This is a genomic window from Polaromonas sp. CF318 (assembly GCF_000282655.1).
GTDB lineage: Bacteria > Pseudomonadota > Gammaproteobacteria > Burkholderiales > Burkholderiaceae_C > Polaromonas.
Genome location: NZ_AKIV01000071.1, coordinates 1 through 20,127 on the forward strand (window position 1 = coordinate 1; position 20,127 = coordinate 20,127).

The window sequence follows — 20,127 nt, forward strand, 5'->3', positions numbered from 1 at the left end:
GCTTCGCCGGGCCGCAGGCGGGCGGCCCCCTCGGGGGGGCAGGGAGCTACACGAAGTGAGCGACCGTGGGGGCCACATCCACCATGGGGGCTCCACCTACTCCAGGTGCAGTTCCTGAATCTTCCGCGTGATGGTATTGCGGCCTATGCCCAGTTTCTGGGCGGCCTCGATGCGGCGCCCGCGCGTATTGGCCAGCGCAGTCTGGATCAACTTGGACTCAAAACGCCGCGTGAGCACGTCCCACACGTCGCTGCGCCCGGTGGCCAGCAGGGCCAGGGCTTCGGCTTCGAGGCCGCTTTCCCAGTTCTGCCCCACGCCGGCCACGGCCGGCAAGGCCGCCTCGGGTGCGGGCCCCGGCAAGGCCTTGTCGCTGCTTGCCGCCCATTCGGTGCGGACAGGGTCCGGTTTTTCAACCGCGGCGGGAGATTTTCCCGGCTCGGGAATCATGCCCAGCACTTCCGGCGGCAGGTCCTTGGGCTCTATCATCTGCGCCGGTGCCATGACGGTCAGCCAGTGGCAGATATTCTCGAGCTGGCGCACGTTGCCGGGAAAGCTGAAGTTGCTCAGCAGCTGCAGGGCGGTGTCGGAAATCCGTTTGGGCTCAACGCCGAGCTGTTTGGCGCTTTGCTGCAGGAAGTGGCGCGTCAACATGAAGACGTCTTCGCGTCGCTCGCGCAGCGCGGGCAGGCGCAAACGGATCACATTGAGGCGGTGGAACAGGTCCTCGCGGAAACCGCCTTCCTTGACGCGCTGCTCCAGGTCCTGGTGGGTGGCGGCGATCACGCGCACATTGGCCTTGACGGCGTTGTGCCCGCCGACACGGTAAAAATGGCCGTCGCTGAGCACGCGCAGCAGGCGCGTCTGCAGGTCAAAAGGCATGTCGCCGATTTCGTCGAGGAAGAGCGTGCCGCCCTCGGCCTGCTCGAAGCGGCCGCGCCGCATGGTCTGCGCGCCGGTGAAGGCGCCGCGCTCATGGCCGAAAAGTTCGCTTTCGAGCAGATCCTTCGGGATCGCCGCGGTGTTGATCGCGACAAAAGGCCCGCTGGCGCGCGGCGAATGTTTGTGCAGCGCGCGCGCCACCAGCTCCTTGCCGGAGCCCGACTCGCCGGTGATCATCACCGTCACCATGCTCTGGCTCAGGCGCCCAATGGCGCGGAACACGTCCTGCATGGCCGGCGCCTGGCCCAGCATTTCGGGCGCGGAAGCCATGCGCTCCTCGGCCACCTCTTCACGCTGGCTTTCTTCCACCGCGCGGCGGATCAACTCGACCGCCTTGGGCAGGTCAAACGGCTTGGGCAGGTATTCAAAAGCCCCGCCCTGGAAAGCCGAGACCGCGCTGTCCAGGTCGGAGAACGCCGTCATGATGATGACCGGCAGGCCGGGCAGTTTCTCCTTGACCTTTTCCAGCAAGTCCAGGCCCGAGCCCCCCGGCATGCGGATGTCGCTCACCAGGATTTGCGGGCCGTCTTCTTCGGTGGCGTTCTCCAGCGCGGCAAGCACTTCGCGGGGGCTGGTGAAACTGCGCGTGGGAAGGTCCTCGCGAAGCAGGGCCTTTTCCAGAACAAACCGGATGGACTGGTCATCATCAACGATCCAGATCGGTTTCATGTATGCAGTCCCTTTTGTCGTGCTTTCAGCGCGTGGCCCTTCGTCAGGCCCTGCGCGCCGATCGCGTTATGTATCAATCATGCGGCGGACAGATTTCAAGGAAGCGGTATGAGCAGCTTGAAATCTGTACGGCCCGGCACACTGTCGCACTCGATCAAACCGTGGTGTTGCTGCACAAAGGTTTGCGCCAATGTCAGCCCCAACCCCGAACCACCCTCGCGCCCCGAGACCAGGGGATAGAAGATGCGGTCTTTGATGGAGTCCGGCACGCCCGGTCCATTGTCGATAACATGCAATTCCAGTGCCAAGCGATAGCGCTGCTTGCCAAAAGTTACCTGCCTGGCGATTCTGGTCCTGAAAGTGATCTGCGCCTTGCCCGCCGCGATGAGTTCGGCGAGCGCCTGCGCGGCGTTGTGGGCGATGTTCAGCACCGCCTGGATCAGCTGCTCGCGGTCGCCACGGAAGTCGGGGATCGAGATGTCGTAATCCCGCGTGACCTTCAGGCCTTTGGGAAACTCCGCCAGGATCAGCGAGCGCACGCGCTCACACACCTCGTGGATATTCACGTCACCCACCAGGTGCGGGCGGCGGTGCGGCGCCAGCAGGCGGTCCACCAGGGTCTGCAGCCGGTCCGCCTCGTGGATGATGACCTGGGTGTATTCGGTCAAGTCCTTGCCGATTTCCATCTGCAGCAGCTGGGCCGCGCCGCGGATCCCGCCCAGCGGGTTCTTGATCTCATGGGCGAGGTTGCGTATCAGTTCCTTGTTGGCCTGCGCCTGGTCTATCAGGCGCTCCTCCCGTTCCTGCTTGGCCTGCTGCTCCAGCGGCAGCAGCTCCACGATGGCCTCGCCCGGGGTGTCGGTTTGCGCCACCACCACATGGACCGGCAGCGGTTCATGGTTCAGGCGCCGTAGCCAGGCGTCATAACGCAGGGCGGCGAATTCATTGCTGCCGGCGCCTTCCAGCGCGTTTTGCAGGATCAGCGGCTCGGTGAAACAGTCGGGAAGCTGCGAGCCCTCGATGGTTCGCCGGGAGGTGCCCAGCGCGTCTTCGAGCGCGGCATTGGCAAACACCACGGTGCCGTCGGTGCGCACGACCGCCACCAGCGTGGCCAGCAGATCGAAGGCCTGGAAACGGGGAAGCCCCGAAACCGGGACTGAGGAGGATGAGGTGCGGATGGATGGCTTGTTCAAGCCATCCATTTTCACCCAGAAGCCGGCGTTGCGCGCTTAATTAAGGGCGGGAGCGGCGCCCGAAGGAAGCCGGGATATCTCCCGCTTGAGGCCGGCGATGTCACTCTGGTTGCGGGCGATGCTGTCCTTGAGTTCGGCCACGCGGTCCAGGTAGCGCTGGTGGTTGCGGCCCTCGATGCCCTGCTTCTCGGGCTCGCCGTTGTTGTACTCTTTTTGCTGCTCGGCCAGTTTGGCTTCAGCCTTTCTCAGCTCGGCTTCCAGGATGGCGCGCGAATCGCTGTCGCGGGCACGCTGCTCGGGGCTGCCGTCGGCGCGCGGGCCGCTCACGGTTGCCACGCGGACGGCGGGCTTGGACGAAGTGCTGGGCACCGGGGTGCTGGCCACGACCGTGACATTGCCGCCCGAGACCAGCTTGCAGCTGCGCGTCTGCGCCTCTTTGGCGTTGTTGATGTATTCAGGTGTGGAGCCCCCGACGCCGGCGCAGCGGTAAACCTGCTGCGCCCACGCGAGGTTCCCCGCGCCGGCCAGCAGCAGGGACAAGGCAGAAAGCAAAAAGGTATTTTTCATGGCGAACTCCGATGCCGGTAGGGCAAGGACGGTCTATCAGTATGCGGCAAAGGGGGGAAAATACAAAGCCAGCATACCCACAAGTGCCGGGGGCAATAAAAAAGGACGGCATATGCCGTCCTTTTTTGGCCACAAACTGTGAATAAAAACAGTGGGTAGCTGCTCCGTTTACAGCGAGTAGTACATGTCGTACTCGACCGGGTGCGGTGCCATGCGGAAGCGCGTGACTTCGCCCATCTTGAGCTCGATGTAGGCATCGAGCATGGAGTCGGTGAACACGCCGCCCTTGGTCAGGAAGCCGCGGTCCTTGTCCAGGTAGTCCAGCGCCTGGTCCAGGCTGTGGCAGACGGTCGGGACCTTTGCGTCCTCTTCCGGCGGCAGGTGGTACAGGTCCTTGGTGGCGGCTTCGCCCGGATGGATCTTGTTTTCCACGCCGTCCAGGCCGGCCATCATCAGGGCCGAGAAGGCCAGGTAGGGGTTGGCCGATGGATCGGGGAAGCGCGCCTCGATGCGGCGGCCCTTCGGATTCGCCACGAACGGAATGCGGATCGAGGCCGAGCGGTTGCGCGAGCTGTAGGCCAGCTTCACCGGGGCTTCGAAGCCGGGCACCAGGCGCTTGTAGCTGTTGGTGCCGGGGTTGGTGATGGCGTTCAGGGCACGGGCGTGCTTGATGATGCCGCCGATGTAGTGCAGCGCGAAGTCGGACAGGCCTGCGTAGCCGTCGCCGGCGAACAGGTTCTTGCCGTCCTTCCAGATCGACTGGTGCACGTGCATGCCCGAGCCGTTGTCGCCGGCGTAGGGCTTGGGCATGAAGGTGGCGGTCTTGCCGTAGGCGTTGGCCACGTTCCAGACCACGTACTTCAGGACCTGCGTCCAGTCGGCGCGCTGGACCAGCGTGCTGAACTTGGTGCCGATTTCGTTCTGGCCGGCGCCCGCCACTTCGTGGTGGAACACTTCGACCGGGATGCCCAGCGATTCAAGGATCAGGGCCATCTCGGCGCGCATGTCCTGCGTGCTGTCGACCGGGGGCACGGGGAAGTAGCCGCCCTTGACGGTGGGACGGTGGCCGCGGTTGCCGCCTTCGAGCTGCTTGCCGCTGTTCCAGGGGGCTTCGTATTCGTCGATGGCGAACATGACGTTGCCGGGCTCGTTGCTCCAGCGCACGCCGTCGAAGATGAAGAATTCGGGTTCGGGACCGAAGTAGGCGGTGTCGCCCAGGCCGGAGGCCTTGAGGTAGGCTTCGGCGCGCTGCGCGATGGAGCGCGGGTCGCGGTCATAGGCCTTGCCGTCGCTGGGCTCGACCACGACGCACTGCAGGAACAGCGTGGTCTCTTCGAAGAAGGGGTCGATGTTGGCGGTGTTGGGGTCGGGCATGAGCTGCATGTCCGAAGCCTCGATGCCCTTCCAACCGGCGATGGACGATCCGTCGAAGGCGTGGCCCGACGTGAATTTGTCTTCGTCAAAGTGGGACACGGGCACGGTCACGTGCTGCTCTTTGCCCCGGGTGTCGGTGAAACGGAAGTCAACGAACTTGACTTCGTTTTCCTTGACCATTTTCATGACGTCTGCGACGGTCTTTGCCATCAAAATCTCCTGTGCTGGATGGGTGGTTGAAAAATTGTCTTCAGGCCTGTTGAATGCACTTTTTGTGCCAAAGCCATTGGCTGTTCGCTTTCCTGCCAAGCCTCGGATTGTGCCGCCATCTGGCCCCGGTTCCAGCCCCACGGAGGCCGAAAAGAGAAAAAACACCGCCTGGTAACGACGGCACCACTTAAGTGCGCCGCCATAAATGCACCGATTCAGTGCGAAAAATCAACGCACCAATTCAGGGCCGAATTTGAGGTCGAATTTGTGCAGCCCGGCCAGCATGGCCGGGTAGGCCAGGTTGACGGCTTCGGGCGCGCCTTTGACGCCCAACTCGATATGGCGGCCGTATTCGGGGTGATCCACGCTGGGCAGGCTGAAGACCTTGACACCGGCATGCGCCGCCTCAATGGCGAGCATCAGCGGCGTGAGCATGGCTTCCATGGACCCAAAAATGATCACCGATTTTTCGGTGTAAGGCGACTTTTGGTGCAACTGGGCATACAGCGTATCGAGCGCCCATTCGATCATAGGCCAGGCCATGACCGGAAACCCGGGGACGAAGTGGACCGCGCCCTGCCCCGCTCGGCAGGTAAAGCCGGGGATCTTGTTGTAGGGGTTCGGAATGATTTCCGCGCCGACCGGAAACACCCCCATGTTCAGGCGGTGGATGTTGTCGTCGCGGTCGGGTTCATAGGGCGTGCCCTGCTCTTTGGCCACGTCGGCCATGCGTTCGAGGATCAGGGTTTTGGCCGTGGGATGCAGGGCCAGTTCCACCCCCAAGGCCTTCGCCGCGCACTGCCGGGTATGGTCATCGGGCGTGGCGCCAATGCCGCCGCAGGAAAACACCACGTCGCCGTTTTCGCGGGCCGCCGCGAAAGCACGCGCCAGCGTGGCGGTAATGCGCGCCGGGTCGTCACCGACATAGTCGGCATAGGCCAGTTGCAGGCCTCGCGCGCCCAGCAGTTCTATGGTTTTGGGCAGGTGTTTGTCGGCGCGTTTGCCCGAGAGAATTTCGTCGCCGACGATGATGAGGCCGAAGTGAGGAGTCATGTTTTGGGAGTTCAAGGCAGGGGTATATCAGGCTTGCCGCCCAGCGTGCCGAAACTGGGCGCCGGCCCGGGCAGGGCTTCGGGGGCCAATTCGGCCGCCGTCGACGCGACTTCGGCCTGCGCCAGCGGGTCAGGGGCCAGGGCATTGTTTTTCTTGCGAAGCTGCTCCAGCGCGGCCAGGGTGTAGTGGGCAAACCAGAGCGAGGAAAAGGCGAACACCAGGGTATAGATCCAGATGGCCACCGGCACCAGCAGCGGCGCCATGGCCACGAACATGGCGCCTGAGGCCCAGATCAGGCTGGGCGCGGCCCCCAGGTAGCCGCTGAGCACGCCTATGGCCAGCAGCGGCATGCGATGTTCCTTGAAAATCTGCCGCCGCTCCTCGCTGCTCGCATGGTCGACCATGGCGTCATACGACATCACGCGGTAGGTCAGCCAGCCCCAGATCAGCGGCGGCAGCACCAGGATCAGGGGCGGGATCAGCCACAGCGGAATCGACACGAGCAGCGCCACGACCGCGAGCAGCGTCGAGCCCAACGACCAGAACAGGCTGGCCAGCATGGAGCCGCCCAGCTTGCGTTCCAGCTGCGGAAAGCGGCGCTCGGCCACCAGCGCCACCATAGCCGGCGTCATGAGTATGGCCACAAACAGCAGCGAGACAATCACGATCACGGGAATGGCAAGGCACAACAGCAGCGCGGGCGCCAGCACCATGCGCAAGCCGCCCAGGCCCAGTGCTTCGAGCCAGCGCACCATGCTGTTGACGAGCTCGTAGCTGCTGATCTGGGAACGGATGGCCTCGACCGCATCGCTCCAGAAAAAATACCCCAGCCCGAGCGAGATCGCCACCATGATGACCAGGGGCAGCACCGACAGGGCAATGACCCGCGGATGCAGGCAGTACATCGCAGCCCGCCAAAAAGCGTCCAGAAGTTTGCTCATAAAACCGAGGATACCCCGACTCGGCGGCGGACTGATTACAGGCTCAGGCTTTGCCGAAGAGACGCTTGAGGCCAATCCACTGCTGCGACCAGAAACCTTTTCCGTAATCACGGTTGGTTTCCACCTGGTCGCGAACACCCGTGGGGTCGTAACGCTGCTCAAAATTGGCGGTACCGAACAGCACATCCCACCACGGCAGCAGCACGCCGAAGTTATGCCCGCCCAGGACGGTGCGCTGGGCCTTCACGGTCTCATGCCCTATGCCTATGCTGTGGTGCAGCCGGTGAAAGCGCGGGCTCACCCACAGGCGCTCGCCGATGCGGCCGAACCAGATGCGCACATTGGCATGCTGGAAGCTTTCGCTGAGCTGGGTGAAGGCCACGATGGCGACGAACTGGCCGGGCGGCACGCCTATGAGCTGGGCCACCACTACCACGATGGAGTCGACGAGGATGTCGTCGAGCAGGTGGTTGCGGTTGTCGCTCCACATGGTCATCTGCCGCTGTGCATGGTGCAGCGAATGCAGGCGCCACCACCACTCGATCTGGTGCTGGCCGCGGTGCGTCCAGTAAGCCACGAAGTCGAACACCACCAGGTAAATCAGCAGGCTGACCACCGCGTGGTCGGTCACACCCGGCCAGAGCTGGTCGAGATGGAAGGTGCCGTAGCCGGCTGTGCGCAGCGCGCCGAAGGCTTCGTCGAACCACGGGTCCAGCGTGAAGAACAGCGCGATGCGGAACAGTCCCAGCCGGTGGATCAGCGTGTACAGCACGTCGGTGCGTATGGTGGCGCGGTCGGTGACCGGCTCCACCGGTCGCCAGCGCTGCAGCGGGCCGATGAGCGCCAGCAGGATCAGAACCTGGATCACGCCCACCATGAACCAGGCGGTGGCGTCGTAGCCGTCTTCCAGCAGGTTGCCCATGCCCAGCGCGAACATGGCCGGCTGCACGGCGGCTTCGAACAACCACTGCTGCGCCGCCGAAAAAAGATCGCTGAACCCGTCCATTCCGTTTATTTTGCAGGCTTGGCCGGAGCCGGGCCGGACTGCGCCTCAATCCAGTCCTTGTACTGGGGATGCTCGCGCAGGGTCTTGAAGCAGAAACCGCGCGACTGCAGGCCGGTGATCAGGGGCTCCAGCACCTTGGGCGCCCAGGGATCCTTGCGCGACCAGATGCCCAGGTGCGCCAACAGGATGTCGCCCGAGCGCACGTCGCGCAGCGCTTTCTTGAGCAAAAAGTCGTTGGGATATTTCTCGCTGGCCAGCTCGTCGCCCAGGAAGCCCGCAGGCGACCAGCCCACATGCGCGTAGCCGCAGGACTTGGCGGCGGCCAGCAGCGCGGGCGAGGTCTTGCCGCCCGGCGCCCTGAACAGCGGCAGCGTTTTTTTGCCGGTGATGGCTTCCAGGCGTTTGGCCGACTTGCCGATTTCTTCGCAGTACTGCGCGGCCGTCCAGTTCAGGTCCTTGCCTTCCGAGGGGCCCGCGGAGGGCCGCATCCTGAATCCGGGAGGCTCAGCACCCGCCACCGGCAGGTCGCCGCGCCAGTACACGTGGTCCCAGGTGTGGGAGGCGAACTCATGGCCTTCGGCGGCCCGCGCTTTCCACCAGGGAGCCCACTGCGCGCCCAGGCTGCCGTCGCCGGTTTGCGTGCGCTCGTTGGCGGCGAAAAACGTGACCTTGACCTGGTGTTTGTTCAGCACCTCGGCCATCAACGGCGCGACGGCCATGTGGCCGGTGTCCAGCGTCAGGTAGATGGGTTTGCAGGGCGCGGCCGCCTGGGCGGGGTGCATGCCGGCCGCCGCCAAGGCAGCGGCAGCCAGCGCAGCCGCCAGGGCCGGCCTACCTCGGCGAATGGTCGAGCGTCCAGACGCCATGCGGGCTCTTTCCAACATTGACCTGGCGCACCACCTTGCGGGTCGCCACATCGATCACGGTGAGCTTGCGCGCCCAGCGCGAGGTCACCAGGATCTGCTTGCCGTCACGGCTCACGTCGATGCAGTCGGGGCCGCCCGGCGCGGGGTAGCTGTCGACCACTTCCAGGGTTTGCAGGTCTATGCGGCTGATGGTGTTGGCCACGCGGTTGCTGACCAGGATATGGCGCTTGTCGCCGAAGGCGCGAAAGGCATGGGCGCCGGCCCCGGTCTTGATGGTCTTGGTGCGCACCGGCTGCGCGCCGCTCACGTCATAGACCTCAACGGCATCCCCGCCGGTCAAACCGACCAGCATGAATTTGTCGTCGGCCGTGCCGAAGACGTCGGCCGGGATGGAACCGGTCTTGGTGCGCCACTTGACGGCTTGCGTCGCCAGGTCGATGGCGATCAGCTCGTCGCTGTCCTGCATGGTGGAGTAGATCGTGGTGCTTTTGCTGTCTATCCACAAATGGCTGGGCGTCTTGCCGGTGGGCACGCGTTTGGCCAGCGTGATGTCCTTGCCGTCCCATTTGTAAATATCGATGTGGTTCAGACGGTTGGCGGCCGTGACGAACCATTTCATGTCGGGCGAAAACCGCAGCTGGTAGGGGTCCAGGATACCGCGCACCGTGCGCTGCACTTCGGCGGTCTTCGGGTCAATAAAGGTCAGCGAGTCCGACAGGGCATTGGCCACGATCACCGATTTTTCGTCGGGCGTGAGGTAAAGATGGTGCGGCTGCTTGCCGGTGGCGATGCGCCGGGTCTCGGTCCAGGTGGCCGGGTTGATCACGCTGACGGTGTCGTCCAGCGAGTTGAGCACAAAGACGGGTGTGGTGATCCCGGAAGCCGCCGGCGGCGCTGCCGTCTGGGCGGCGGCAGGGAAACTCGTCAGGGCGGCAAGGGCGCACAGCCAGGCGGCTGCAAAACGGGCGGGAACATTCACAAAAACGGTCTTTCTAGGTGCAACCGGTTAGTGTACCGGGCGCCGGCGGGGTTCCCGTCCCAAACGGCCCGCCCCAATGGGCCCAAATACCCGGAATGCCTGAATCGCCGCCATCCCTTACGATGCGGCGATGAATGTGACCGAGATGCTGGAGATCAACGGCGTGCGCCTGGAACTCAGGCGCATCGCCGGGCAGCCCGGCTTGGCCCCGATTGTTTTCCTGCACGAAGGCCTGGGCTCGGTCGCCTTGTGGACGCAGCGCGGGCTGGACTGGCCGCAGGCCGTCTGTGCGGCGACGGGCCGGGCCGGTGTCGTGTATTCGCGGCGCGGCTATGGCCATTCCACGCCCGTTCCCGACGTGCGCGGCAGCGGCCGCTTGCTGCCCGACTACATGCACGGGGAAGCCTGGGAGGTGCTGCCCGCCCTGCTGCGTGCCCTGGACATCAGCCGGCCTGTGCTGCTGGGCCACTCCGACGGTGCCACCATCGCCCTGCTCCACGCCAGCCGCCATCCTGTGTCGGCCTGCATCGCCATGGCGCCGCATGTGCTGGTGGAAGACATTGCCGTGCAGGCCATCACCGAGGCGCGTGCGGCCTTTGAGTCAGGGGGATTGCGCGATCGCCTGGCGCGCTACCACGCCGACGTCGAGGTGGCCTTCTGGCAATGGAACGACGTCTGGCTGTCCGACGCCTTTCGCCGCTTCGACATCCGCGAGGAATGCGGCCGCATCACGGCGCCGCTGTTGCTCATCCAGGGCCTGGACGACGAGTACGGCACGATGCGCCAGCTCGACGAAATCGCACGGTCGGCGCCCCATGCGCTGCAGTTGCGGCTGGCGGCCTGCGGGCATTCACCCCAGCGCGACCAGCCCGGCCGGACCGTGGAGGCGATTGCCGGCTTCCTGAAGGCCGTGGGCTGAAACTCAGGCCTCTTTGACCTCGATGTGATAGGTCGCCCAGGGGCACCAGGCAAAGCGCGCGGATACCGGCTTGGCCGCCATCTCGGGGAAACGGTCCGCGTCATACACGGCCCACAGCGGCCCCAGCCCGCCCAATGACAAAGGCTGGCCGTCCATGTGGGTGGCGACGATAAAGCGGTATTTGCCGAGTTCGGCGGCCGTCACCTGGGCCGCGTAGCCGTCCACCGCGCGTACAAACACCGTGGTCTTGTCATTGAGTTTCACGCCGCTGGCCTTGAGCACATCGGCCAGCAGCGGGCCTTTGAGCGTGTGCGGCTTGTTGTCGTATTCCAGCGTCGGCTTGATGGTGACGGCCGGCAGCGCGGCCAGCGTGGCAAAGTCAAAGGCCTGCGCCTTGTCGAACTTGATCTTCTGCTTGGCCATCATCTGGTCCAGCGCCGGATCGAGGGCACCGCGGTTGCCCGCGCCTATCAGCCCGCTGACGGTCAGCACCGTTGGGCCTTTTTGCGCCTTGGGCGCCAGCTGGGCCTGCGCCATTCCAGGCAGGGCGGCAGCGCCCAAGGCCGCCACACCCATAAATTTGCGTTTATCCATGGATTTCTCTCCCCTTTTTTGCAAGTTCTACGCACTGCCGGCGACGGAGTTTCCGTCTAAAAAATCACACTTAGTCACTAATAAAGCGAAACGCCGTGATAAATCTCAAGACAAAGTAGGCAAATAGTCGCATATTGTAAGTACCCGTAACAACCAGGAGTTCGTCATGTACAGAAACTCGGAATGGTCGCCGGCGGAGCAGCCCCACATGGAGCACATCGCCGAATGGTACAGCCTGTGGTCACGATGGGTAAACCGGGGGAAACGCCGCATTCCCCAACACTGGCCCCTGCATGCGCGGGTTCTGATGAACAGCGAAGAGCTGCGGGTCTGGCACTGGATGATCAACACCTTTGACGACCACCATGTGCTGGTCAAGATGCCGGTGACCCGCTTCACCCGGCCCAACGCCAATGAAAACAGCCTGTACTGGTATGAAATGCTCCAGAACACCACCTGCACGTTTTCGGTCTGCGCCAGCGACGGCCATGTGGTCGGCTGCGTCGACGTCCCCAAGTCCTTCGGCCTGTCCCGCAAAGCCAGAAACCTGAAAAGCAACTTGCTGGCCCAATGCGGCATTTGTTATGTGGTGCTGAACCCTTCCATGCTGCCGGACCAGGACGCACTCCGCAACGAATTCCTCGGCGAAGAAGCCACCAAAAACCGGCACCTCAAGCGTGAAGAAGCGATGCTCGAAACCGCCCGCCTCAGCCTGAAAAACACGCTGGCGCAACAGCGCCAGATTCGCACGATCCTGGACCAGGAGCACACCAGCAGCATGCCCAACCATTGGCACGACTCCTTCCTCATACAGTCCAACACCCGTCCGGCGGAACTGCGGTAAACGTAGCCGGCAATGTGCCGGCAGTGCTCAGCCTGCGATGCGCGCCAGGTCCTGCACCGTCAGCCAGCGCCACTCGCCAGCCTTGAGGTCGGCCGGCAAGTCCAGCGAGCCTATGCGCGAACGGTGCAGGCCGCCCACCTCTTCCACCCGGTTGCCCACGGCGGCGACCATGCGCTTGACCTGGTGGTATTTGCCTTCCGTCAAGGTCAGGCTCAGTTGGTTCTCGCCGGTCTTTTCGCAGGCCGCGGCCCGCACCGGCTTGGGGTCGTCATCCAGCACCACGCCCGCCAGCAGCTTGGCCACCTGCTTGTCGTCCACCGGGTGCTTGGCCCGCACCTCGTACACCTTGGGCACATGGTGCTTGGGCGAACTCATGCGGTGGATGAACTTGCCGTCATCCGACAGCAGCAAAAGGCCCGTGGTGTCCTGGTCGAGCCGCCCCACCGCCTGCACACCGGCCGCCGCACCGCCGCCGCGCTGACGAATGGGCGCCGGCAGCAGCGTATAGATGCTCGGGTACGCGCTGGGCTTTTGCGAACACTCATAGCCTGCGGGCTTGTGCAACATCAGGTAGGCTTTTTCATGGTATTCCCAGGTCGTGCCTTGAACCGTGAAGCGCAGGCCGTCGACGGCCTCGAATTCGGCGACAGGGTCGTCGCAAGGTGCGCCTGCCACCGCCACATAACCTTGTTGAACCAGCCCCGCGCACACGCGCCGCGTGCCGAAGCCCTGGGAGAAGAGAATTTCCTGGAGTTGCATGCTCGCCATGGAGGGTATTGTCGCCGCGGACGCAAAGCGGCTGGCCAGCCGCCGGGCGCCCATGAAAAAGCCCGGCGGATAAAGGCCGGGCTTTCGTGAAGTGGTGGAGCTGGGGGGATTTGAACCCCCGTCCGCAAGCCTTGTTCGGGCAGATCTACATGTTTAGCGGTCTGATTTGGGTCTCGCCACCTGTGTCGCGCAGTCGCACGCTACACAGGACGCCAGCACCCTATTTTCTCGCCCCGGGTTAAGGTACCCAGCCCGGAGCCAGCCGATGAAATTATCTTTACAGCCGGGAGCATTTAACTTGCGCTAAACACCCCTTGCCCAGCCCATCGGCCTGCTGTTGTAAAGCTCACTGGCAATTAAGCAGCGAGTGCGAAACGTTCGTCGTTTGCAGTTAGTTTGTTTGAATCTGTTTTACGAGCACACTCAGCTCGACATGCACCACACCGCGTCCGAACCCACGTCGAAACCAATGCAGCCCCAGGAGGCCTAGTTTACGCCATTCGCAACAAATTCAAGAGGGCGCCGGGTGCGGCGATGGTCGCATCGGCTTTCCAGCCTCCGGTGTCGGCGGTTTTGCCAAGGTATCCGTAGGCGGCGGCCACCGTGGGCATGCCCGCGGCCCGACCCGCGACGATGTCGCGCTCGTCGTCGCCAACATAAATACAGCGGCCGGGCGCCATGTCGAGCTGCCGCGCCGCCTCAAGCAGGGGCGCCGGGTGCGGTTTGGAATGCGGCGTGGTATCGCCGCTCACAATGGTTTGGGCGGTGTCGAACAACGGCATGGCCTTGGTCAGCGGGACGGTAAAACGGGCTGATTTGTTGGTCACCACACCCCACTTGAAGCCGGCCTGGCCGATCCGGGCGATCAGTTCGGCCACACCTTCAAACACCGTGGTGTGCTCGGTCATGCGCGCCTCGTAATTGCAGAAGAACTCTTCCTTGAGCTCGGGGAAGCGGGCATCGTCCGGTGTAAGACCAAAGGCCACAGCAATCATGCCGCGCGCGCCCGCGCCCGCCATGGGGCGGTATAGCGCCAGTGGAAGCGATGCCAGCCCCCGGTCAGTGCGCATTTTGTCGGCGGCTGCGCCCAAGTCGGGCGCGCTGTCTATCAGGGTGCCGTCCAGGTCGAACAACACGGCAGCAATGTCTTTGAACATGTCGGGTGTGAATTGAGGCGAAGCGCGGGATTTCAGCTCTTTTGGGTGGCCAGCAGGTAATTGACGCTGGTGTCGGCGCTGAGCCAATAGTGGCGCGTCAGCGGGTTGTACTCCATGCCGCGGGTCTGTAGCAGGGAGAGCCCGGAGGTCCGGCAGTAGCCGGCCAGTTCACTGGGTTTGACCAGTTTGGCGTACTCGTGGGTGCCGCGGGGCAGCATGTTCAGCACATACTCCGCGCCCACAATGGCGAACAGAAAGGCTTTGGCGTTGCGGTTGATGGTGGAGAAAAACACATGCCCGCCGGGCTTGACCAGCGCCGCGCAGGCTTTGACGATGGACGAAGGGTCGGGCACATGCTCCAGCATTTCCATGCAGGTGACGACATCAAAACTGCCCGGCCGCTCGGCCGCCAGCGCTTCGGCGCTGATTTCGCGGTATTGCACCCCTTCCGTCTGGGCTTCCAGCGCATGGAGCTGGGCGACTTTGAGCGCCTTTGTGGCCAGATCTATGCCCAGGACTTCGGAGCCCTTACGGGCCATGGAATCGGCCAGGATACCGCCGCCGCAGCCCACATCCAGCACGCGCAGCCCTTTGAGCGGAACCTGGCCGTCGATCCAGCCCAGGCGCAGGGGATTGATCTGGTGCAGGGGGCGGAACTCGCTTTCGGTGTCCCACCAGCGATGGGCCAAGTCGGAGAATTTGGCCAGCTCGGCGGGATCGAAGTTATCGCTTGTAGACATGAGGCATTATCGTTGAGGCATAAAAAAACCGCGCCTAGGCGCGGTTCTTGAAGCGATCCCGGAGGATTACTTGTTGGCGCGGGTACCAACCACTTCGATTTCGACGCGGCGGTTCTTGGCGCGGCCTTCAGCGGTCTTGTTGTCAGCAACTGGCTGTTTCTCGCCCTTGCCTTCAGTGTAGACCCGGTTTTTCTCGATGCCCTTGGACACGAGATATGCCTTGACGGCTTCCGAGCGGCGAACCGACAGCTTCTGGTTGTAAGCATCGCTACCAACGGAGTCGGTGTGACCCACGGCGATGATGACTTCCAGGTTGATGTCCTTGATCTTGCCGACCAGATCGTCCAGCTTGGCTTTGCCTTCTGGCTTGATCACAGACTTGTTGAAGTCAAAGAAAGCGTCAGCGGCGTAGGTAACCTTCGTTGCGGCGGGAGGAGCGACCGGAGCGGGACCTGGACGGGCAGGAGCAGCAGGAGTAGCGGCAACAGGAGCGGCGGGAGCCATCGCAGGGGCAATTGCGCCATCGCAACCAGGGGCTGCAGTAGCAGGCGTCCAGTTGGCATCGCGCCAGCACAGTTCGTTGGTGCCGTTTTTCCAGACCAGCTCACGATTGCCGTTCATCCAGTTGTCGATCGTTTGTGCCCCAGCGGCGGTAGCAAGCGCTGCGGAAGCAAACAACATTGCCACTTTGTTGAGTTTCTTCATGGTTCTCCTCTAGAGAAAAGCCGCAGACTTGCTGCGATTAGTAATTTACACGCCGTGAGTGACCATCACTCAAAGCGTTACATCGATTGTGCCACACCTGCCCCAACCTTCAAGCACGCTATCGGCTTCGTCTGACACAGACTTAAGATTCTTGAGCATTTGTTGCTGCCCCGCCACAAGTGGCCGCTATAAACTCAAGCCTTAAAATCGCTGGCTTTCCTCAAGAATCTCGAAATCCCAACCAGGCCGCTCATGACCCAGTTCGCTAAAGAAACCCTGCCCATCAGTCTTGAAGAGGAAATGCGGCGCAGCTATCTCGATTACGCCATGAGCGTGATCGTTGGCCGGGCCCTCCCCGATGCCAGGGACGGCCTCAAGCCGGTGCACAGGCGCGTTCTGTACGCGATGCATGAGCTGAACAACGACTGGAACCGCCCCTACAAGAAGTCGGCCCGTATCGTCGGCGACGTGATCGGTAAATACCACCCGCACGGCGACCAGTCGGTCTATGACACCATTGTTCGCATGGCCCAGGACTTCTCCCTGCGCCATCTGCTGGTCGACGGCCAGGGAAATTTCGGCTCCGTGGATGGTGACAACGCGGCCGCCATGCGGTATACGGAAATCCGCCTGTCGAAAATCGCCCACGAATTGCTGGCCGACCTGGACAAGGAAACCGTCGATTTCGGCCCCAACTACGACGGCAGCGAACAGGAGCCCCTGGTCGTGCCGACCCGGTTGCCCAACCTGCTGGTCAACGGATCGGGCGGCATCGCGGTGGGCATGGCGACCAATATCCCGCCCCACAACCTCAACGAAGTGGTCGACGCCTGCCTGCACATGCTGAAGAATCCGGAGGCCTCCATCGACGAATTGATGGAAATCGTGCCGGCGCCCGACTTCCCCACAGGCGGCATTATTTACGGCATCAACGGCGTCAAGGACGGCTACCGCACCGGCCGCGGCAAGGTGGTGATGCGCGCCAAGTGCCACTTCGAGGACATCGACAAGGGCCAGCGCCAGTCGATCATCGTCGACGAGCTGCCCTACCAGGTCAACAAGAAGACGCTGCAGGAGCGCATGGCCGAGCTGGTGCACGAGAAAAAAATCGAGGGCATCAGCCACATCCAGGACGAGAGCGACAAGTCCGGCATGCGCCTGGTCATCGAACTCAAGCGCGGCGAAGTCCCCGAAGTGGTGCTGAACAACCTGTACAAGCAGACCCAGCTGCAGGACACCTTCGGCATCAACATGGTGGCGCTGGTCAACGGCCAGCCCAAGCTGTGCAACCTGAAGGACCTGATCCAGGTCTTCCTCTCACACCGCCGCGAAGTGGTGACGCGCCGCACCGTGTACACGCTGCGCAAGGCGCGCGAACGCGGCCATGTGCTGGAAGGCCTGGCCGTGGCACTGGCCAACATCGATGACTTCATCGCCATCATCCGCAACGCCCCCACGCCGCCGGTGGCCAAGGCCGAACTGATGCTGCGCCCCTGGGACAGCAGCCTGGTGCGCGAAATGCTCACCCGCACGCGCGCCGACGGCGGCATCGTCAACGCCGACGACTACCGTCCCGACGGCCTTGAAAAAATGTTCGGCATGGGCAGCGACGGCCTGTACCGCCTGTCGGAAACCCAGGCCCAGGAAATCCTGCAGATGCGCCTGCAGCGCCTGACCGGCCTGGAGCAGGACAAGATCGTGGCCGAGTACAAGGAAGTCATGGCCGAAATCGACGACCTGCTCGACATCCTGGCCAAGCCCGAGCGCGTCTCCATCATCATCGGAGAAGAGCTGTCCGCCATCAAGCTGGAGTTCGGCCAGACCAAGCTGGGCGCACGGCGCAGCCACATCGAGCACAGCTCCTTCGACCTCAGCACCGAAGACCTGATCACGCCGACCGACATGGTGGTGACGCTCTCGCACACCGGCTACATCAAGAGCCAGCCGCTGTCGGAGTACCGGGCGCAAAAACGCGGCGGCCGCGGCAAGCAGGCCACCGCCACCAAGGACGACGACTGGGTCGACCAGCTCTTCATCGCCAATACGCACGACTACATCCTGTGCTTCTCCAACCGGGGCCGGCTCTACTGGCTCAAGGTCTGGGAGGTTCCCGCAGGGTCGCGCGGCTCGCGCGGCCGGCCGATCGTCAACATGTTCCCGCTGCAGGAAGGCGAAAAAATCACTGTGGTCCTGCCGCTGACGGGCGACAAGCGCAGCTTCCCAGCCGACCAGTACGTCTTCATGGCCACCTCCATGGGCACCGTGAAGAAGACGGCCCTCGACGAATTCAGCAACCCGCGCAAGGCCGGCATCATCGCCGTGGACCTAGACCCGGGCGACTACCTGATAGGCGCGTCCCTGACCGACGGCAAGCACGACGTGATGCTGTTCAGCGACGGCGGCAAGGCCGTGCGCTTTGATGAAAACGACGTGCGCCCCATGGGCCGCAACGCGCGCGGCGTGCGCGGCATGACGCTCGAAGACGGCCAGGGCGTGATCGCCATGCTGGTGGCCGAGGACGAGCAGCAAAGCGTGCTGACGGCCACCCAGAACGGCTTCGGCAAGCGTACCTCCATCACCGAATACACGCGCCACGGCCGCGGCACCAAGGGCATGATCGCCATCCAGCAAAGTGAGCGCAACGGCAAGGTCGTGGCCGCCACGCTGGTCCACGTCGACGACGAGATCATGCTCATCACCGACAAGGGCGTGCTGGTGCGTACACGCGTCAGTGAAATCCGCGAGATGGGCAGGGCTACACAGGGTGTTACGCTGATCGGCCTGGACGAGGGCTCACAATTGAGCGGCCTGCAGCGCATCGTCGAAAACGATGCCACGCTGGACGACCTCGACACCGAAAACGACACCGGCGCAGACGCCTCCAACACGGAAAGCAATTGATGAAAAAACTGATTACCACCCTCGCGATCGCCGGCCTGGCCTGCAGCGCAGCCGTCCACGCCCAGACCGACCCCAAAACCGAGCTGGCCAAAAAAGTGGTCGCCCTGCAGCAGGGTCCCGAGCTGGATCGCCTGGTGGGCCAGTTGGCCGGCAGCACGGCCCAGGACCTGATCAACAAATGGGGCCCCCAGCTGGAAGCCAACGTACCCAAGGCCAAGCGCCAAAAAGCCTCGGAAGACCTCAACGCCGAACTCAAGAAGTACGCCGATGACACCAGCCAGCTGATCGGCAAGCAGGTCGGCAAGGTCAGCGCCGAATCGCTGGTACCCGCCTACGCGGAGCGTTTCACGCTCGAGGAACTCCAGCAGATCGCCGCCTTCTTCGAGTCCCCCGCCATCAAAAAATACCAGGCCACCGCGCCTGAGCTCGGCAACGTCTTTGTGCAGAAACTCGTCGAGGCCTCGCGCACCGACGTGGTGGCGCGCATCAAGCAGTTCGACGAGACGGCGGTAAAGATCGTCGGCACCAGCCCTGCCCCGGGAGCAGCCAAGCCGCCCGCGAAGAAATGACCCGTCCGTTCAATTTTTCCGCCGGCCCTGCGAACCTGCCCGAGGAGGTTTTGCAGCAGGCGGCGGGTGAAATGCTGGACTGGCACGGCAGCGGCATGAGCGTGATGGAGATGAGCCATCGCGGCAAGGAGTTCATCTCCATCTATGAAGCCGCCGAGGCCGATTTTCGCGAACTCATGGCCGTTCCGGCCCACTTCAAGATCCTGTTCATGCAGGGCGGCGGGCTGGCCGAGAACGCCATCGTTCCGCTGAACCTGTCGCGCGGGCGTTCCGCTGATTTTGTGGTGACCGGCAGCTGGAGCGACAAGTCGCAAAAAGAAGCGCGCAAGTACTGCGACGCGCAGGTCGCCGCCAGCAACGCCGACAACGGGCACACGCAGCTGCCCGCGCCTTCGGGCTGGAAGCTGCGCCCGGACGCGGCCTACGTGCACCTGTGCACCAACGAAACCATCAACGGCGTGGAATTCCAGAGCCTGCCGGACCTCAAGGCCCTGGGAAGCGACGCACCCCTGGTGATTGACTTCTCGTCCCACGTGGCCTCACGGTCCGTCGACTGGTCCCGCGTTGGCCTGGCCTTCGGCGGGGCGCAGAAAAACCTCGGTCCCGCCGGCGTGACGCTGGTGGTCATCCGCGAGGACCTGCTCGGCCACGCCATGGCGGCATGCCCCAGCGCCTTCGATTACAAGACGGTGGCGGACAACCAGTCGATGTACAACACGCCGCCCACCTACGCCATCTACATCGCGGGCCTGACCTTTCAGTGGCTCAAGCGCCAGCGGGAAGGCGCGGCCGCCGGTGTCGCGGCCATGGAAAAGCGTAACCTGGCCAAGGCGCAGCTGCTTTACGACGCGATCGACAGCTCGCAGTTCTACCTGAACAAGGTCGGCAAGGACTGCCGCTCGCGCATGAACGTGCCTTTTTTCCTGCGCGACGAATCGCGCAACGAGGCTTTCCTGGCCGGCGCCAAGGCGGCGGGCCTGCTTCAGCTCAAGGGCCACAAGTCGGTAGGCGGCATGCGCGCCAGCATTTACAACGCCATGCCGCTGGCCGGCGTGCAGGCGCTGGTGGCGTACATGCGAGAATTCGAACAAAAACACGCCTAGGACGAAATACCCCATGCCCGCCACATTCAC

At 63.3% G+C, this 20,127-nt stretch carries 19 protein-coding genes and 1 other RNA gene; 5 read left to right on the top strand and 15 right to left on the bottom strand.

The window, feature by feature from the left end; all coding sequences use genetic code 11:
* Nucleotides 1-96: 96 nt before the first annotated feature.
* The 9 genes from ntrC to PMI15_RS13065 form a co-directional block, all read right to left on the bottom strand.
* Complete coding sequence (gene ntrC / locus PMI15_RS13025; RefSeq protein WP_007869422.1) at nt 97-1,608, bottom strand: nitrogen regulation protein NR(I); 1,512 nt, start codon at nt 1,606-1,608, stop codon at nt 97-99.
* A gap of 95 nt (nt 1,609-1,703) precedes the next feature.
* Complete coding sequence (glnL, locus tag PMI15_RS13030; protein WP_007869424.1) at nt 1,704-2,810, bottom strand: nitrogen regulation protein NR(II); 1,107 nt, start codon at nt 2,808-2,810, stop codon at nt 1,704-1,706.
* 27 nt (nt 2,811-2,837) lie between these two features.
* Nucleotides 2,838-3,368, bottom strand: a complete 531-nt coding sequence (locus tag PMI15_RS13035) for a hypothetical protein (protein WP_007869426.1) — start codon at nt 3,366-3,368, stop codon at nt 2,838-2,840.
* Nucleotides 3,369-3,536: 168 nt separating this feature from the next.
* Nucleotides 3,537-4,952 (bottom strand): type I glutamate--ammonia ligase, encoded by a 1,416-nt coding sequence (gene glnA, locus PMI15_RS13040; RefSeq protein ID WP_007869429.1) that lies wholly within the window; start codon nt 4,950-4,952, stop codon nt 3,537-3,539.
* A 228-nt stretch (nt 4,953-5,180) separates the two neighbouring features.
* Nucleotides 5,181-6,005, bottom strand: coding sequence for a molybdopterin-binding protein (locus tag PMI15_RS13045; RefSeq protein ID WP_007869432.1), 825 nt, complete (start codon nt 6,003-6,005; stop codon nt 5,181-5,183).
* An 11-nt stretch (nt 6,006-6,016) separates the two neighbouring features.
* Nucleotides 6,017-6,946 carry an EI24 domain-containing protein gene (locus PMI15_RS13050; protein WP_036838910.1) on the bottom strand — a complete coding sequence of 310 codons (930 nt, stop codon included), beginning with the start codon at nt 6,944-6,946 and terminating at the stop codon, nt 6,017-6,019.
* Nucleotides 6,947-6,989: 43 nt separating this feature from the next.
* Entirely contained in the window at nt 6,990-7,952 is a 963-nt protein-coding gene (locus PMI15_RS13055; RefSeq protein ID WP_007869438.1) for a sterol desaturase family protein, read from the bottom strand.
* 5 nt (nt 7,953-7,957) lie between these two features.
* The gene (locus tag PMI15_RS13060) at nt 7,958-8,818 is read right to left on the bottom strand and encodes a polysaccharide deacetylase family protein (RefSeq protein WP_036838914.1); all 861 of its coding nucleotides are present in this window, start codon (nt 8,816-8,818) and stop codon (nt 7,958-7,960) included.
* A complete protein-coding gene (locus PMI15_RS13065) occupies nt 8,784-9,797 on the bottom strand; it encodes a selenium-binding protein SBP56-related protein (protein ID WP_007869443.1) in 1,014 nt (337 codons plus the stop codon). Before PMI15_RS13065 ends, PMI15_RS13060 begins: the two co-directional genes overlap by 35 nt.
* Nucleotides 9,798-9,927: 130 nt before the next feature.
* On the opposite strand from PMI15_RS13065, the gene PMI15_RS13070 reads away from it, so the two are divergent.
* Nucleotides 9,928-10,716 carry an alpha/beta fold hydrolase gene (locus tag PMI15_RS13070; protein WP_007869445.1) on the top strand — a complete coding sequence of 263 codons (789 nt, stop codon included), beginning with the start codon at nt 9,928-9,930 and terminating at the stop codon, nt 10,714-10,716.
* A gap of 3 nt (nt 10,717-10,719) precedes the next feature.
* Here PMI15_RS13070 and PMI15_RS13075 read toward each other — a convergent pair whose 3' ends face one another.
* Nucleotides 10,720-11,310: a hypothetical protein gene (locus PMI15_RS13075; RefSeq protein ID WP_007869448.1), complete on the bottom strand. Its 591-nt coding sequence runs from the start codon at nt 11,308-11,310 to the stop codon at nt 10,720-10,722.
* Nucleotides 11,311-11,476: 166 nt separating this feature from the next.
* Here PMI15_RS13075 and PMI15_RS13080 point away from each other — a divergent pair, with 166 nt between their 5' ends.
* Nucleotides 11,477-12,154 (top strand): hypothetical protein, encoded by a 678-nt coding sequence (locus PMI15_RS13080; protein ID WP_007869461.1) that lies wholly within the window; start codon nt 11,477-11,479, stop codon nt 12,152-12,154.
* A gap of 27 nt (nt 12,155-12,181) precedes the next feature.
* On the opposite strand, the gene PMI15_RS13085 is transcribed toward PMI15_RS13080, so the two are convergent.
* The 5 genes from PMI15_RS13085 to ompA all read right to left on the bottom strand — a co-directional run bounded on the left by PMI15_RS13085 (nt 12,182) and on the right by ompA (nt 15,524).
* Nucleotides 12,182-12,913: a pseudouridine synthase gene (locus PMI15_RS13085; RefSeq protein WP_036838917.1), complete on the bottom strand. Its 732-nt coding sequence runs from the start codon at nt 12,911-12,913 to the stop codon at nt 12,182-12,184.
* 101 nt (nt 12,914-13,014) lie between these two features.
* Nucleotides 13,015-13,401: a transfer-messenger RNA gene (gene ssrA, locus PMI15_RS24395) on the bottom strand.
* 12 nt (nt 13,402-13,413) lie between these two features.
* Nucleotides 13,414-14,079, bottom strand: a complete 666-nt coding sequence (locus PMI15_RS13090; RefSeq protein ID WP_007869467.1) for an HAD-IA family hydrolase — start codon at nt 14,077-14,079, stop codon at nt 13,414-13,416.
* Between the two features lie 32 nt (nt 14,080-14,111).
* Nucleotides 14,112-14,819, bottom strand: a complete 708-nt coding sequence (gene ubiG / locus PMI15_RS13095) for a bifunctional 2-polyprenyl-6-hydroxyphenol methylase/3-demethylubiquinol 3-O-methyltransferase UbiG (RefSeq protein WP_007869470.1) — start codon at nt 14,817-14,819, stop codon at nt 14,112-14,114.
* Between the two features lie 66 nt (nt 14,820-14,885).
* Entirely contained in the window at nt 14,886-15,524 is a 639-nt protein-coding gene (gene ompA / locus PMI15_RS13100) for an outer membrane protein OmpA (protein ID WP_007869473.1), read from the bottom strand.
* Between the two features lie 252 nt (nt 15,525-15,776).
* Between ompA and gyrA the strand changes: the two genes are divergently transcribed.
* The 3 genes from gyrA to serC are packed head-to-tail and all read left to right on the top strand — an operon-like array spanning nt 15,777 to nt 20,097.
* Nucleotides 15,777-18,425 (top strand): DNA gyrase subunit A, encoded by a 2,649-nt coding sequence (gene gyrA, locus PMI15_RS13105; RefSeq protein ID WP_007869476.1) that lies wholly within the window; start codon nt 15,777-15,779, stop codon nt 18,423-18,425.
* Entirely contained in the window at nt 18,425-18,994 is a 570-nt protein-coding gene (locus tag PMI15_RS13110; protein ID WP_007869479.1) for a DUF2059 domain-containing protein, read from the top strand. The genes gyrA and PMI15_RS13110 overlap by 1 nt, the downstream gene beginning before the upstream one ends.
* Entirely contained in the window at nt 18,991-20,097 is a 1,107-nt protein-coding gene (gene serC, locus PMI15_RS13115) for a 3-phosphoserine/phosphohydroxythreonine transaminase (RefSeq protein WP_007869481.1), read from the top strand. Before PMI15_RS13110 ends, serC begins: the two co-directional genes overlap by 4 nt.
* Nucleotides 20,098-20,127 lie beyond the last annotated feature (30 nt).